At 62.6% G+C, this 13,792-nt stretch carries 14 protein-coding genes; 12 read left to right on the forward strand and 2 right to left on the reverse strand.

All coding sequences use genetic code 11. The features are described from left to right. The first annotated feature begins 99 nt into the window (after window positions 1-99). From HGP13_RS30575 to HGP13_RS30590, 4 genes are read left to right on the forward strand one after another with little or no spacing between them, the layout of a single operon-like run. Complete coding sequence (locus tag HGP13_RS30575) at window positions 100-873, forward strand: IclR family transcriptional regulator (RefSeq protein WP_172232890.1); 774 nt, start codon at window positions 100-102, stop codon at window positions 871-873. 40 nt (window positions 874-913) lie between these two features. Beyond that, window positions 914-2,176, forward strand: coding sequence for a Tm-1-like ATP-binding domain-containing protein (locus HGP13_RS30580; protein ID WP_172232893.1), 1,263 nt, complete (start codon window positions 914-916; stop codon window positions 2,174-2,176). Further along, window positions 2,173-2,838 carry an HAD-IA family hydrolase gene (locus HGP13_RS30585; protein WP_172232896.1) on the forward strand — a complete coding sequence of 222 codons (666 nt, stop codon included), beginning with the start codon at window positions 2,173-2,175 and terminating at the stop codon, window positions 2,836-2,838. Before HGP13_RS30580 ends, HGP13_RS30585 begins: the two co-directional genes overlap by 4 nt. A 26-nt stretch (window positions 2,839-2,864) precedes the next feature. Next, window positions 2,865-4,217: an aminotransferase class III-fold pyridoxal phosphate-dependent enzyme gene (locus tag HGP13_RS30590; protein WP_172232899.1), complete on the forward strand. Its 1,353-nt coding sequence runs from the start codon at window positions 2,865-2,867 to the stop codon at window positions 4,215-4,217. Window positions 4,218-4,229: 12 nt separating this feature from the next. Here HGP13_RS30590 and HGP13_RS30595 read toward each other — a convergent pair whose 3' ends face one another. Continuing rightward, on the reverse strand, window positions 4,230-5,099 hold the full coding sequence (locus HGP13_RS30595; RefSeq protein WP_172232902.1) for a helix-turn-helix domain-containing protein: 870 nt from the start codon (window positions 5,097-5,099) through the stop codon (window positions 4,230-4,232). A gap of 94 nt (window positions 5,100-5,193) precedes the next feature. Here HGP13_RS30595 and HGP13_RS30600 point away from each other — a divergent pair, with 94 nt between their 5' ends. Next, on the forward strand, window positions 5,194-6,738 hold the full coding sequence (locus tag HGP13_RS30600; protein WP_172234914.1) for a 4-hydroxyphenylacetate 3-hydroxylase N-terminal domain-containing protein: 1,545 nt from the start codon (window positions 5,194-5,196) through the stop codon (window positions 6,736-6,738). An 8-nt stretch (window positions 6,739-6,746) separates the two neighbouring features. Continuing rightward, window positions 6,747-7,256 carry a flavin reductase gene (locus HGP13_RS30605; RefSeq protein ID WP_172232905.1) on the forward strand — a complete coding sequence of 170 codons (510 nt, stop codon included), beginning with the start codon at window positions 6,747-6,749 and terminating at the stop codon, window positions 7,254-7,256. Window positions 7,257-7,337: 81 nt separating this feature from the next. Here the strand turns inward: HGP13_RS30605 and hpaR are convergent, their stop codons facing one another. Beyond that, the gene (gene hpaR / locus HGP13_RS30610; protein WP_172232907.1) at window positions 7,338-7,748 is read right to left on the reverse strand and encodes a homoprotocatechuate degradation operon regulator HpaR; all 411 of its coding nucleotides are present in this window, start codon (window positions 7,746-7,748) and stop codon (window positions 7,338-7,340) included. A gap of 379 nt (window positions 7,749-8,127) precedes the next feature. On the opposite strand from hpaR, the gene HGP13_RS30615 reads away from it, so the two are divergent. From HGP13_RS30615 to hpaH, 6 genes are all read left to right on the forward strand, one after another. Next, entirely contained in the window at window positions 8,128-8,514 is a 387-nt protein-coding gene (locus HGP13_RS30615) for a 5-carboxymethyl-2-hydroxymuconate Delta-isomerase (RefSeq protein WP_172232910.1), read from the forward strand. A gap of 28 nt (window positions 8,515-8,542) precedes the next feature. Then, on the forward strand, window positions 8,543-10,060 hold the full coding sequence (gene hpaE / locus HGP13_RS30620) for a 5-carboxymethyl-2-hydroxymuconate semialdehyde dehydrogenase (protein ID WP_172232913.1): 1,518 nt from the start codon (window positions 8,543-8,545) through the stop codon (window positions 10,058-10,060). Window positions 10,061-10,144: 84 nt separating this feature from the next. Beyond that, complete coding sequence (gene hpaD, locus HGP13_RS30625; RefSeq protein WP_172232916.1) at window positions 10,145-10,999, forward strand: 3,4-dihydroxyphenylacetate 2,3-dioxygenase; 855 nt, start codon at window positions 10,145-10,147, stop codon at window positions 10,997-10,999. A 52-nt stretch (window positions 11,000-11,051) separates the two neighbouring features. Beyond that, window positions 11,052-12,032, forward strand: coding sequence for a 3,4-dihydroxyphenylacetate 2,3-dioxygenase (hpaD, locus tag HGP13_RS30630; protein ID WP_172232919.1), 981 nt, complete (start codon window positions 11,052-11,054; stop codon window positions 12,030-12,032). Between the two features lie 34 nt (window positions 12,033-12,066). After that, a complete protein-coding gene (locus HGP13_RS30635) occupies window positions 12,067-12,942 on the forward strand; it encodes a fumarylacetoacetate hydrolase family protein (RefSeq protein WP_172232922.1) in 876 nt (291 codons plus the stop codon). Then, the gene (gene hpaH / locus HGP13_RS30640) at window positions 12,939-13,742 is read left to right on the forward strand and encodes a 2-oxo-hept-4-ene-1,7-dioate hydratase (RefSeq protein ID WP_172232925.1); all 804 of its coding nucleotides are present in this window, start codon (window positions 12,939-12,941) and stop codon (window positions 13,740-13,742) included. Before HGP13_RS30635 ends, hpaH begins: the two co-directional genes overlap by 4 nt. The last annotated feature ends 50 nt before the right edge of the window (window positions 13,743-13,792 follow it).

Raw genomic sequence — 13,792 nt, forward strand, 5'->3', positions numbered from 1 at the left:
ATTATTTGTAACGGCATTTCGAATATAGACTTGCAAAGGAATCCACTTCCTGTCAAGTTAATTCGCACGTTAAGTACACGATCGGAGGATCAAACAGGCATGAGCACGGTGACCAAAGCCATTTCCCTGCTGGAAATGCTGGGTCGCGGCGAGCCCGAGATGGCGTTGGCCGACCTCGCTCGCCATGCGAACTTCGACAAGGCGACAACGCGCCGGCTGCTGCTCTCGCTCATGGAACATGAGCTGGTGGAGCAGGACGAAACCACCCGCCTCTACCGGCTCGGCCCTGGTCTCGGTCGGCTGGCGCTGATGCGTGAGGCGCAGTTTCCATTCCTGCGAACGGCAGCGCCGCTGGTCGAGGCACTGGCCAGTGAAATCGGCGAGACGGTGCATCTGTCGGAATACTCCAAGCGCGGCCTGATTACCGTTCATGTCGTTGAATCGGCCAAGGCCAACCGCGTCAGTGTGGCGCTCGGCGGATACCTGCCGATGCATGCGACCGCGTCCGGCATTGCCTTCCTGGCTTTCACCGAAGACCGCATCCGCGAAGCCATTGTGGCAGGCCCCCTGCCGGCCTTTACGCGTTTCACCGTGTCCGGCGCAGCGGCGCTGGCCGAAGAGATTGCGGCAGCGCGCGTGCGCGGTCATTCGATCGGCTCGCAAGGTTTCGAGGAAGGCGTGCAAAGCGTCGCCGCGCCGATCCTGGGCGCCGGCGGTTTTGCCATCGGCACCGTTGCCATTGCCGCACCGCAGGCGCGTGTGGTGGAGGGCGATATCGAGCGCTACGGTTCAAGCGTCGCGGATACCGCACGCAGCATCGGCGAGCGGCTTGCCGGACGACGCAGCCTGCCGGAGCGGTGGCGCGCATCATGATGCAGGCACATACGTTGATCATTCACCGAGGAGACTGACTTTGCAGGACAAACGCCGAATCCTGGTTATTGGCACGGGCGACACCAAGGCCGATGAGTTGCTGTTCATGCGCGAGCGCATCGAGGCGGTCGGCGGCATCGCTGTTATGATGGATGTCAGCGTGCTCGGCGATCCACCCTACCGGCCGGAGCACGACAAGCACGCCGTGGCTCAAGCTGCAGACACGACGATCGCGGCGATCATTGCCAGCGGCGACGAGAATACGGCGATGACGCTGATGGCGCTCGGCGCCTCACGACTTGCGCGTGCGCTCTACGACCAAAGCGCGATCGACGGCTTCATCGCGCTTGGCGGTTCCATGGGAACCGACCTTGCGCTCGACGTCGCCCTTGCGCTGCCGCTCGGCGTGCCTAAATTCGTCATCTCGACCATCGCCTATTCGCATCTGGTGCCGCCGGAACGGATCGCCACCGATTTGATGATGATCCTGTGGGCGGGCGGTCTCTACGGCCTCAATGGCGCCTGCAAGGCGGTGTTGTCGCAAGCCAGCGGCGCGGTGGTCGGTGCTGCGCGCGCCGTCGTCAAACCGGATGCGTCGCGGCCACGGATCGGCATGAGTTCGCTCGGCAAGAGCTGCCTGCATTACATGGTGGTGCTGAAGCCGGAGCTGGAAAAGCGCGGCTATGAAGTCATCGTCTTCCACACCACCGGCATGGGCGGAAGGGCGCTGGAAGCAATCGCCGCGCAGCGCGGCTTCGTCGCGGTGATGGATTTCAGCCTGCAGGAGCTTGCCAACCATCTCACCGGCTCGGTGGTCAGTTCGGGCGCCGACCGGCTCGAGAATGCCGGGCGGCAAGGGATCCCGCAGATCGTCGCACCTGGCGCCGTCGACATGGTGGATTTTCCAACCTGGCAAGCCGTACCGATGAGATTCATCGAGCGCCCCTACCATGCCCATAACCGGCTGCTCGCTTCCGTGACTTCGGATGGCGAAACCCGCAGGGAAATCGCACGCGCCATCGGGGAAAAACTGGCCTCCGCGACCGGGCCGACTGCCTTCATTCTGCCCGCTGGTGGCATCCAGCAATGGGACCAGGACGGTGAGCCGCTATACGACCCGGAAGCGCTGGCAGCTTTTGTCGAGGAGATGCGCGCCAGTGTGCCCGGCAATACCGAGCTGCACGAGATCTCAGGACACATCAATGATGCCGCCTTCAGTGCCAAGGCGCTGGAGATTTTCGATCGCTGGGTCACCGAGGGTCTCATCCCGCCAGGGGCGCCACAGGGAAAGCAGGCCGCATGAGCGCGATGCGGCCACAGGCGCTGGTGCTCGACTTCGGCGGCGTCGTCACCCGCACCCTGTTCGAGACGCATGCGCTGACCGAGCGCGCGCTCGGACTGGCGCCCGGCTCGCTCGACTGGCGCGGGCCGTTCGACCAGGCATCAGACCCGCTGTGGCGAGCAATGCAAGCCGACGAAATCAGCGAGCGCGACTATTGGAGGACGCGCACCAGCGAAGTCGGCCTGCTGGTCGGCGAGGATTGGCGCGACATGTCGACCTTCGTGCAACGCGCGCGCGGCGCCGATCCGCAAGCCGTGCTGCGGCCGGAGGCCGAGCAGGCGATCCGCAAAGCACACGACGCCGGCGTCAGGCTCGCCATCCTCTCCAACGAGCTCGACCTGTTCTACGGCAGCACGTTCCGCGAGCGGCTGCCGCTGCTGTCGCTGTTCGAGACCATCGTCGACGCCACCTACAACTACATCCTCAAGCCCGACCCGCGCGCCTATGCCATTATAGGCGAAGCACTTGATCTACCCTTGGCCGCTTGCGTCTTCGTCGACGACCAGAAGCGCAATGTCGACGGCGCGCTCGCGGCCGGCATGCTGGCCGTGCATTTCGAAGTCGCCGAGCCGGCGCGAAGCTATGCCGAGGCGCTTGGTCATTTTGGCCTCGCCACCCCATAATCCAGAAAATTCCGGAGTCCCCAGCGATGCGTGACATCAACTTCCTCACCGAGAACAACGCCAAGCCGATCTGGCATCCGATGGCGCATCCGGCCGAGATGCGGGCGACGCCGCCCAGGATCATCATGAAGGGCAATGGCGTCGAGGTAACCGACATTGACGGCCGCACCGTGCTCGACGCGGTCGGCGGCCTCTGGAACGTCAACCTCGGCTACAGCTGCGACCCGATCAAGCAGGCGATCGCCGCCCAGCTCGACGCCCTGCCCTACTATTCCGGCTTTCGCGGCACCTCGACCGGACCGTCGATCGAGCTCGCCTTCGAACTCTGCGATTGGTTCGCACCGGAGGGCATGGTCAGGGCCTTTTTCACCTCCGGCGGTTCGGATTCGGTGGAGACGGCGCTGCGGCTTTCCCGGCAATACTGGAAGATCCGCGGCCAGGGCGACCGGACAAAATTCCTGGCGCTGAAGAAGGGTTATCACGGCACACATTTCGGCGGCGCTTCGGTTAATGGCAATGCCAATTTCCGCCGCAACTACGAGCCGCTGATGCCCGGCGTCTTCCACACACCGGCACCCTGGACCTATCGCAATCCATTCGAAGAGACCGACCCGGTGAAGCTGGCCAAACTCTGCGCCCGCGCCATCGAGGACGAGATCGCCTTCCAGGGCGGCGACACCATCGCCGCCTTCATCATGGAGCCGGTGCTCGGCGCCGGCGGCGTCATCGTCCCACATGAGAGCTTCATGCCAATGGTGCGCGCCATCTGCGACCGCCACGAGATCCTGCTCATCGCCGACGAGGTGGTGACCGGCTTCGGCCGCACCGGCGCCTGGTCGGGCTCGCGTCTCTCAGGTGTGAAACCGGATTTCATGACCATCGCCAAGGCGATCACCTCGGGCTACTTCCCGCTCGGCGCGACGCTGATCGGCGCCAAGGTGGCCGAGGTCTTCGAAGCCGACAAGACCAGTTTCGGCGCCATCGGCCATGGCTACACCTATTCCGGCCATCCGGTCGGCTGCGCGGCGGGGCTCGCCGCACTTGCCGAGACCAAGCGGCTCGCCCTGCACGACAACGCCGCTGCGCGCGGTGACGAACTCGGCAGGGCGCTGGAGGCGCTGAAGGCCAAACACGCACTGGTCGGCGATGTCAGGTACATCGGGCTGATGGCCGCCCTCGAACTGGTCTCCGACCGCGCCGCCAAGAAGCCGGCCGACAAGAAGACGATGAATGCCGTCGCCGATGCCGCCTATGCGGCCGGCGTCATGCTGCGCGTCTCCGGCAACACCGTCATTCTCTCGCCGCCGCTCGTCATCTCCTCCGCCGATGTGGTGAAGATCGCCGAGGCTCTCGACGCCGGACTGACGGCCGCTGCCTGACGGGCGACCAGGTCAGTCCTGACCGAGGCGCAGCCGCCGCCACGCTGCCGGCGACAGGCCGACGGCCGAGCGAAAAAAGCGTGAGAAATAGGCGGGGTCATTGAACCCCGTCTCGTATGCGATATCCTCGACGGAGCGCACGGTGAACAACAGCAAGCGCTTGGCTTCGACAAGCCGCCGCTCGCTGACCGTCTGGCGCACGCCCGCGCCCAGGCCCTGCCGTGCCGCCTTGTCGAGCAGATGGCGCGTGGTGCCGAGTGCCGCGACATAGCGCTCGACCGGCCAGTCGTCGCGAAAGTGCCGGTCAATCAGCCGCCGCAAGCGGCCGGCCAGCGCCACTGCGGCCGGCACCGCGACGGAATGCGACTCGGCATCGAGGCGCGCAATACCTGACAATGCCACGGCGATCAGCGGCGGCAGGATTTTGTCCATGCCGGGCAAGGCGTCGGCATATTCCGACTGGATCATGGCGATCGTGCTTACGAGTTTCTCCCACAACGCCGTTTCGCCGCGCCCGGAGACGAAGACCGGTTGGTCAAGTGGCAGCAGGGAATGCTCGTTGATGGCGGCAAGTGCTGCATCGGCAACCGAGACGACGATGGCATCGGTACCCGGTTCGATGCTGAAGCCGTGCACCACACCGCTCGGCATGAAACTCACAGTCGGCGCCGAAAAACTCCAGGTCTGGTCCTCGATCCGATAGCTGCCGCTGCCGCTCGTCCAGAACGTGATCTGCGCCATTTGCGGATGCTTGTGCGCCAGGACCTGGCCCCGATGCAGCGCGGCGCGGGCAAGAACCGTCTCGACATGGAGGAAGCCAACGTCGAGCGCTTGCGCCGGTTCGCCATAGACGAAGAATTCGGGAATGCTGGTCTGGCTCATGGCATCCGAAAAAGTCCAAATGGTTTTGGTCTTTCGTCCATAACCCACCAGACGGCGCCGGGCTACAGTTCGATCCATCAAAGGGAGGATCATGATGCGATCGGAAGATTTTCGGGCCGACACGAAACGGCCGTTCACCGGGGCCGAATATCTGGAGAGCCTGCGCGACGGTCGCGAGGTCTATATCAACGGCGAACGCGTCGCCGACGTCACCACGCATCCGGCGATGCGCAATTCGGCACGGTCGCTGGCACGCCTTTACGATGCGCTGCATGACCCCAAGCGGCGCGACTCCTTGACCTCGACCACCGACACCGGTTCGGGCGGCTACACGCACAAATACTTCCGCGTCGCCAAATCCTCCTCGGAGCTGGTCGAGCAGCAGACGGCGATCGCAGAGTGGTCGCGAATGTCCTATGGCTGGATGGGGCGCACGCCCGACTACAAGGCAGCGCTTATGAACACGCTCGGCGCCAATGCCGAATGGTACGGTCAGTTCAAGGACAATGCCTTGGCTTGGCATAAGCGGGCGCAGGAGTCCGTCCTGTTCATGAACCATGCCATCGTCAACCCGCCAATCGACCGCGACAAACCCGCCGATCAGGTCAAGGACGTCTTCGTCCATATCACCAAGGAAACCGACGCCGGCATCTATGTGTCCGGTGCCAAGGTGGTGGCGACGTCGTCGGCGCTGACCCACTACAATTTCCTGGCGCAGAGTTCGGCAACGGTGACCGAAGACCCGTCGCTGTCGGTGATGTTCATCGTACCGATGAATGCGCCGGGGATAAAGATGTTCTGCCGGGTCTCCTACGAGCAAACCGCCAACACGGTGGGCACCCCGTTCGACTATCCGCTGTCGTCGCGCTTCGACGAGAACGACGCCATCCTGGTGCTCGACAACGTCTTCATACCCTGGGAGGACGTGCTGGTGCTGCGCGACGCGCAGAAGATACTCTCATTCCACCCGGCATCCGGCTTCATGCACGGCTATTGCTTCCAGGGCTGCACGCGCTTTGCCGTCAAGCTCGACTTCCTTGCCGGCCTGCTGGCCAAGGCGCTGCGCGCAACCGGCGGCGACGCCTTCCGAGGCAACCAGGCGGCACTGGGCGAGGTCATCGCGCTCAGGCACATGTTCTGGAGTTTTTCCAATGCCATGGCGTACAACCCGATCCCGTGGGCGAATGGCGCGGTGCTGCCCAATCTGGAGGCTGCGCTCGCCTACCGGACCTTCATGTCGGAAGCCTATCCGCGGGTCATCGACACGGTGCGCCGGGTCATCGCCTCGGGTCTGATCTACCTCCCCTCCTCGGCCAAGGATTTCGGCAATCCGGAGATCGACCGCTATCTGGCGCAATATGTGCGCGGATCCGGCGACATGGGCCACATAGAACGCATCAAGATCATGAAGCTGTTGTGGGACGCGACCGGCACCGAGTTCGGCGGCCGCCACGCGCTCTACGAGCTCAACTATGCCGGCGCGCCGGAAGAGGTGCGGCTGCAGGTGCTGAAGGGCGCCGAACGCAGCGGACGGCTGAAGACGATGGAGGAACTGGTCGATACCTGCATGGCCGACTACGACGAGAAGGGTTGGACCGGCGACACCTGGCTGCCGGCGTTGCCGGCCAATGCGGACTAAGGCCGGCCATGGAGACGCAGGTCGCAAGGCTCGAATTCCGTGACGCAATGGCGCGCGTCTGTGCCCCGGTCAACATAGTCACCACCGATGGTCCGGCCGGTCGCGGCGGTTTCACCGCGACCGCCATGTGCAGCGTGTCCGACGATCCGCCAACGCTGCTCATCTGCATGAACGAGCGCTCGGCGCAGACTGGTCTGTTCCTCGCCAACCGGCGCTTCTGCGTCAACGTGCTGACGCAGGCCCATATGCATCTGGCGGCGAAGTTCGCCGGAGCGATCCGTGACATGACCGAGCGCTATCGTTCCGCGCGATGGCACACGATGCCGTCCGGCACGCCGGCGCTGCTGGACGCCATCGTCAGCTTCGACTGCGAGATCGGCGAGGTGAACCGGGTCGGCACGCACAATGTGATGTTCGGTCGCGTTGTCGACATCCGTCACGGCAGCGGTGAAGCCGCGTTGCTCTATGTCGATCGCAACTACGTGCAGCCGACAGCCTTGGGGAGTTTTGGTGGGTGAGGAGCGGTCCGCGCAGCGGACGAAAAGCCAATTGCTTGGCTTTTAGAGCGACGAACGCCCCTTTGCGAGGGGCGAGCAGGGTCAAGATTGATCCGTAGACGACTCCGTCTGGATCAGGCTCTCCAGCAGGTCGAGCAGGCGTTCCTGCTGCTCGGCGCCGTAGCGGTGCTCGATTGCTTCATAAATGGCGGTGCGCTCCGGCGACAGATCCTCGATCAGCGCCAGCCCCGCCGACCTGATGGCGAGCCGAGCCCTGCGCCCGTCGCCCTTGACCTTGTTGCGGGAGATGAACCGCCGCTCCTCCATCGTCTTGATGATGCGGGTGAGACTCGGCGGCAGGATGGAGGCGCGATTGGCAAGTTCAGTGGCCTCGAGCGGACCGGATTCGGCGAGCACACGCAGCACGCGCCACTGCTGTTCGGTGATATCGTGACGGGCGAGCATCGGCCGGAAATGCGTCATGATCACTTCGCGGGCGCGCAGAAGAGCCATCGGCAATGAGCGGCGGGTGCTGGGCGGTAGCAAGGTCAGGTCTCCGAAAATCCGGTTCCAGTTCAGACTCGCAATGCGAATGAAATCCGGATCGCAGCTATATCCGCGATTTTGCCGGGAGCGGCAATCCCGCCCGGGCGTGGGTCCTGACAGAAAACGACGCTTCACATTCAATTGTCAAGATACAATTTACATGTTAATCATAAAAGATCAGAGACGCCGGTGGTGAGGGCAGCAGATACCCTCACCACACGCAGCTCATTTCGGGAATCTCGACGTCGAATTTACCGGGATCAAACGAAAAGCGCTTGACTCTCGATCGTCGAGATGTAATTTACATGTTAATTACAAAAGACCGGCGACGCCTGCGGAGGAACCCTTGCCACACATGGCGATTGAATATTCCGCGAATCTCGACGCCAACGTCGACATGAGCGAGCTTTGCGCGCTGGTCGCGCGCACCATTCTCGCAACCGGCTTGTTCGAGCCGGGTGCGGTCAGGGTGCGCGCCTTTGGTGCCAAGGCCTATGCGATTGCCGACCGCCTGCCCGAGAACGGCTTCATCGACATGAACCTCCGCATCGGCAAGGGCCGCAGCGCCGAGGAAAAGAAGCTCGCCGGCGAAGCTATCTTCGCAGCCGTCTCGAAGCATCTCGCATCGCTTTTTGCGACGCCGCATTTCGCACTGTCTCTGGAGATTCGCGAGATCGACGCCGAACTGAGCTGGAAGAAGAATGCCATCCACCCGCGTCTGCGCGGTAGGTGACACAGCGGCAAATGACAGGGAAGACCCCATGACCGAACTAGACGACAATCTCAAGAAGGCCGAGGCCTATCTCGAGCGCTTCCGGAGCACAGGCGTGCTCAACCAGATCGGCGGCGAGGCCGTACCGGCCGCCGACGGCTCGACCTTCGAGACACTGTCGCCTGTCGACCTGCAGCCGATCGCCAAGGTGGCGCGCGGCAAGGCCGCTGATGTCGACCGAGCCGCCAAAGCGGCAAAGGCAGCCTTCCGTGACTGGGCGGCGCTTGCCGGCGACGCCCGCAAGAAACTTCTTCACAAGATTGCCGACGCCATCGTCGCACGCGCCGAGGAGATCGCCTTCGTCGAGTGCATGGACACCGGGCAGTCGCTGAAGTTCATGGCCAAGGCAGCGCTGCGCGGTGCCGAGAATTTTCGCTTCTTCGCCGACCGTGCGCCGGTAGCCCGCGACGGCGAGACGTTCCGCGCACCGAACCAGGTCAACATGACGACACGCGTGCCAATCGGGCCCGTCGGCGTGATCACGCCGTGGAATACGCCCTTCATGCTGTCGACATGGAAGATCGCGCCGGCACTCGCCGCCGGCTGCACGATCGTCCACAAGCCGGCCGAGTTCTCGCCGCTCACGGCACGGCTTCTGGTCGAGATCGCCGAAGAGGCCGGGCTGCCGAAGGGCGTCTGGAACCTCATCAATGGCTTTGGCGAGGACGCCGGCAAGGCACTGACCGAACACGCCGACATCAAGGCGATCGGCTTCGTCGGCGAAAGCCGCACTGGCTCGATGATCATGAAGCAAGGCGCCGACACGCTGAAGCGCGTGCATTTTGAGCTTGGCGGCAAGAACCCGGTCATTGTCTTTGCCGACGCCGATCTCGATCGCGCCGCTGACGCGGCGGTATTCATGATCTACTCGCTGAACGGCGAGCGCTGCACCTCATCGTCCCGCTTGCTGGTCGAAGCCTCGATCTATGAAAGCTTCACCGCCAAGGTCGCCGAAAGGGCAAAGCGCATCGTGGTCGGCCACCCGCTCGATCCGAAAACGGTCATCGGGCCCCTAATCCATCCTGTGCATGAAAAGAAGGTTCTCGAATATATCGAGATTGGCCGCTCGGAAGGCGCCACAGTTGCTGCCGGCGGTGCCAAGTTTGAGGGTCCGGGTGGTGGCAGCTATGTAAGCCCGACGCTGTTCACCGGCGCCAACAACCGCATGCGCATTGCGCAGGAAGAAATCTTCGGACCGGTGCTGACCGCCATCCCGTTCAAGGACGAGGCCGAAGCGCTGGCGCTCGCCAATGACACGCAATACGGCCTGACCGGGTATCTCTGGACTGCGGACGTTACCCGTGCGTTCCGCTTCACCGACGCGCTCGACGCCGGCATGATCTGGGTCAATTCCGAGAATGTGCGCCACCTGCCAACACCGTTCGGTGGCCTCAAGAATTCCGGCATCGGTCGCGATGGCGGCGATCGTTCCTTCGACTTCTACATGGAGACCAAGAACATCGCGTTCGCGACCGCAGCACACACTATCCAGAAACTTGGCGGTTGAAACGAGCGCTTGATCCAGATCAACTGATTAACATGGTAAATAAATTACCGTTGGTGTGCGATGGTCAACCACGGGAGGTGTATCATGGGTGAAATCGTTCTCGCTGCAAAAGTCACGCACGTGCCGACAATGCTGATGTCGGAACAGTCGGGCCGCGTCTTCGGCCTGCGCAAACAAGCAATCGATGGACATATCGAAATTGCCCGTCGCGCCAAGGAACTGGGAGCTGACACGATCGTGATCTGCGATACGCATTGGGTGGTCAATGCCGGCTACCACATCAACGCCAACAGCCATTTCGAAGGCCTGTTCACTTCAAACGAATTTCCGCAATTCATCCAGGACATGCCGTTCAGATATGATGGCAACCCAAATCTTGGTGACCTGATCGCGGAAAAGGCGCGGGCGAAGGCCGTCTATACGCTTGCGCACCACATCGACAGTTTGGAAGTCGAATATGGCACCCTCGTGCCGATGCACTTCATGTCTCGTTCCGGCGAATTTAAAGTCGTTTCGATTGCGGCCTGGTGCACGGTTCACAGCCACGAATCGAGCCGCAAACTGGGCGAGGCGATCCGCGAGGCGATCGAGGAGAGTGACAGCAAGGTACTGTTGGTGGCGTCCGGGTCACTTTCCCATAAGATTTGGGCGAATGACGAATATGAAGCCAACAACGGCACTTTCACCATTTCGTCGGAGTTCAATCACCAGGTCGATTTGCGCGTGCTGGAGCTGTGGCAGAGGGGCGAAATCGCAACCTTCCTGAAGATGCTCGGTGACTACGCAAACTTCTGCTGCGGCGAAGGCTCGATGCACGACACCGCCATGATGTTCGGCGCCCTGGGATGGGACAAATATACCGGCAGAGGCGAGCTGATCGGCGAATATTTTCCAAGTTCGGGCACCGGTCAGGCGAATGTCGTCTTCCCGGTCAAATGAAAACCCACGCGGCGGCATTGTCCGTCGCCAAGACAACTAGTGGAGGAAATTCATGTCGCTGCCGAAACCCAATCTCTACCCGCCGTTCAACATCGTGCGGCTCAGCCATGTCGAGCTTTGCGTCACCGATCTTTCGAAGTCCCGCGCATTCTATGTCGATACACTCGGCCTGCAGGTAACAGACGAGACTTCGGACGCCATCTATCTCCGCGCAATGGAGGAGCGCGGCCATCACTGCGTCGTGCTGAGGAAATCCAATAAGGCGGAAGCGCGAGATCTGGGCTTCAAGGTCTTTTCCGAAGAAGATCTCGACAAGGCCGACCATTTCTTCAAAGGTAAGGGCCTGCCGGTGGAATGGGTGGAACGGCCCTACCAGTCACGAACCTTCCGCACCCGCGATCCGCACGGCATTCCGCTCGAATTCTACTCGAAAATGGACCGCCTGCCGCCGATTCACCAGAAATATGCGCTCTACAAAGGCGTTAAACCGCTGCGCATCGACCACTTCAACTGCTTCTCGCCCAATGTTGATGAATCAGTGGCGTTCTACAACGAGCTTGGTTTTCGCGTCACCGAGTACACCGAGGATGAAGCGACCGGGAAGCTGTGGGCGGCCTGGACGCACCGCAAGGGCGGCGTCCACGACATCGCCTTCACCAACGGCATCGGCCCACGCCTGCACCACGTCGCCTTCTGGGTGCCGACGCCGCTCAACATCATCGACCTGCTCGACCTGATGGCGACAACCGGCTGGCTGCCGAATATCGAACGTGGCCCCGGCCGGCACGGCATCTCCAACGCCTTCTTCCTCTACATCCGCGACCCCGACAATCATCGCATCGAGATCTACTGCTCGGATTACCAGACCGTCGATCCCGATCTCGAGCCGATCAAATGGGACCTGACGGATCCACAGCGCCAGACGCTTTGGGGCGCGCCGGCGCCAAAAAGCTGGTTCGAGGAAGGCAGCGTCTTTGCCGGCGTCGAGCCTCGCAGGTCCGACCTGGCGGCTTCGCCGATCGTGGCGCCGTGATGCGAACAAAGACAGGCGTGATGGGGAAATCAGCATGACGGCACGGGCACGGCTGGCGACATTCACCATCGGTGGCAAACAGCGCTACGGTGCGATTACCGGCAACGGCGTCGTCGACCTGTCGGCGCGCCATGGCCAATGGCCGACATTGCGCGAAGTCATCGAGGCCGACGCCTTGCAGCGCCTGGCCGAGGAAGCCGACGCCTTCGCCGCCGACTTCCCGCTCGACGCCATCACCTACGAAATCCCTGTCCCCTCGCCGGAAAAGATCATCTGCGTCGGGGTCAATTTTCCCGACCGCAACGAAGAGTACAAGGACGGCCAGGCGGCACCGGGGAACCCGTCGCTGTTCGTCCGCTTCCCGCGCTCCTTCGTCGGCCATGGCACTCCGCTGGTGCGGCCGCCGGAATCGCCGCAGCTCGACTATGAGGGTGAGATCGTCATCGTCATCGGCAAGGCCGGACGGCGCATCCCCGAGACCAGTGCGCTGGACCACATCGCAGCACTGTCGCTGTGCAATGAAGGCACCATCCGTGACTGGGTCCGCCACGCCAAGTTCAACGTCACCCAGGGCAAGAATTTCGACCGCAGCGGTTCGATCGGCCCGTGGCTGGTGCCGTTCACAAATGAGGCGCAGATTGCCGACATCGCGCTGACCACCCGCGTCAATGGTGAGCTGCGGCAGCAGGACCGCACCAGCCGTATGATCTTTTCCTTCCGCAAGATCATCAACTATGTCTCGACCTTCACCACGCTGGTGCCAGGCGACGTCATCGTCACCGGCACGCCAACCGGCGCCGGCGCCCGCTTCGAGCCGCCGATCTGGCTGAAGCCGGGTGATGTCATCGAGGTCGAGGCCGACGGCATCGGCCTGCTGCGCAACGGCGTCGTCGACGAAGGGACAGCATGATGACTCCTCAGCAAGTCGAGGACGCCGCCACGCGGCTGTTCGAGGCAGAACGCGACCGCCGCCAGATCACGTTGCTCAGCCTCGACTTTCCGGAGGCGACGATGGATGACGCATACCTCGTGCAGGCAGCGCTAGTGAAGCACAAGGTCGCGTCGGGCCTGACGATCAAAGGCTGGAAGATCGGCCTGACCTCCAAGGCGATGCAATCGGCGCTCGCCATCGACATTCCCGATTCCGGCGTGCTGTTCGACGACATGTTCTTCGAGGATGGCGGCATCGTTCCCGCCGGCCGCTTCATCCAGCCGCGCATCGAGGCCGAGATCGCCTTCGTCATGAAGGCGCCGCTGGCTGGCCCGGACGTGTCGATCGACGACGTTCTCGACGCCACCGACTACATCACCCCTGCCCTTGAAATCCTCGATACCCGTATCGAGCGCATCAACAAGGAAACCGGCAAGGTCCGGACCTTCTTCGACACCATCTCCGACAATGCCGCCAATGCCGGCATCGTCGTCGGCGGCCGCGCGTCTGGACCGCGCGAAGCTGACTTGCGCTGGATCGGCGCAATCGTCTCGCGCAACGGCGAGGTCGAAGAAACCGGCCTTGGCGCCGGCGTGCTCGACCATCCGGCCAAGGGGATCGTCTGGCTGGCCAACCGGCTGCACCAATACGGCATGCAGATCGCTGCCGGACAGGTGGTGCTGTCAGGCTCGTTCGTGCGCCCGGTGGAGACGCGTCACGGCGACAACATCATCGCCGATTTCGGCCGGCATGGAACGATCAACGTCACTTTTGCGTGAAAGCCGCGCATATCCATGCAGGCAGTAGTTAATCCGGTACGCCACACCGA

Origin of the sequence: Mesorhizobium sp. NZP2077, assembly GCF_013170805.1 — a bacterium.
Lineage (GTDB): Bacteria > Pseudomonadota > Alphaproteobacteria > Rhizobiales > Rhizobiaceae > Mesorhizobium.

What these genes read in the sequence shown, in the direction of transcription:
- hpaD (WP_172232919.1), top strand. Translation starts at nt 11,052, where the DNA reads ATGTCGCTGCCGAAACCCAATCTCTACCCGCCGTTCAACATCGTGCGG.
- HGP13_RS30595 (WP_172232902.1), bottom strand. Translation starts at nt 5,099, where the DNA reads ATGAGCCAGACCAGCATTCCCGAATTCTTCGTCTATGGCGAACCGGCG.
- hpaD (WP_172232916.1), top strand. Translation starts at nt 10,145, where the DNA reads ATGGGTGAAATCGTTCTCGCTGCAAAAGTCACGCACGTGCCGACAATG.
- HGP13_RS30605 (WP_172232905.1), top strand. Translation starts at nt 6,747, where the DNA reads ATGGAGACGCAGGTCGCAAGGCTCGAATTCCGTGACGCAATGGCGCGC.
- hpaH (WP_172232925.1), top strand. Translation starts at nt 12,939, where the DNA reads ATGATGACTCCTCAGCAAGTCGAGGACGCCGCCACGCGGCTGTTCGAG.
- hpaE (WP_172232913.1), top strand. Translation starts at nt 8,543, where the DNA reads ATGACCGAACTAGACGACAATCTCAAGAAGGCCGAGGCCTATCTCGAG.
- HGP13_RS30590 (WP_172232899.1), top strand. Translation starts at nt 2,865, where the DNA reads ATGCGTGACATCAACTTCCTCACCGAGAACAACGCCAAGCCGATCTGG.
- hpaR (WP_172232907.1), bottom strand. Translation starts at nt 7,748, where the DNA reads ATGGCTCTTCTGCGCGCCCGCGAAGTGATCATGACGCATTTCCGGCCG.
- HGP13_RS30600 (WP_172234914.1), top strand. Translation starts at nt 5,194, where the DNA reads ATGCGATCGGAAGATTTTCGGGCCGACACGAAACGGCCGTTCACCGGG.
- HGP13_RS30575 (WP_172232890.1), top strand. Translation starts at nt 100, where the DNA reads ATGAGCACGGTGACCAAAGCCATTTCCCTGCTGGAAATGCTGGGTCGC.
- HGP13_RS30585 (WP_172232896.1), top strand. Translation starts at nt 2,173, where the DNA reads ATGAGCGCGATGCGGCCACAGGCGCTGGTGCTCGACTTCGGCGGCGTC.
- HGP13_RS30635 (WP_172232922.1), top strand. Translation starts at nt 12,067, where the DNA reads ATGACGGCACGGGCACGGCTGGCGACATTCACCATCGGTGGCAAACAG.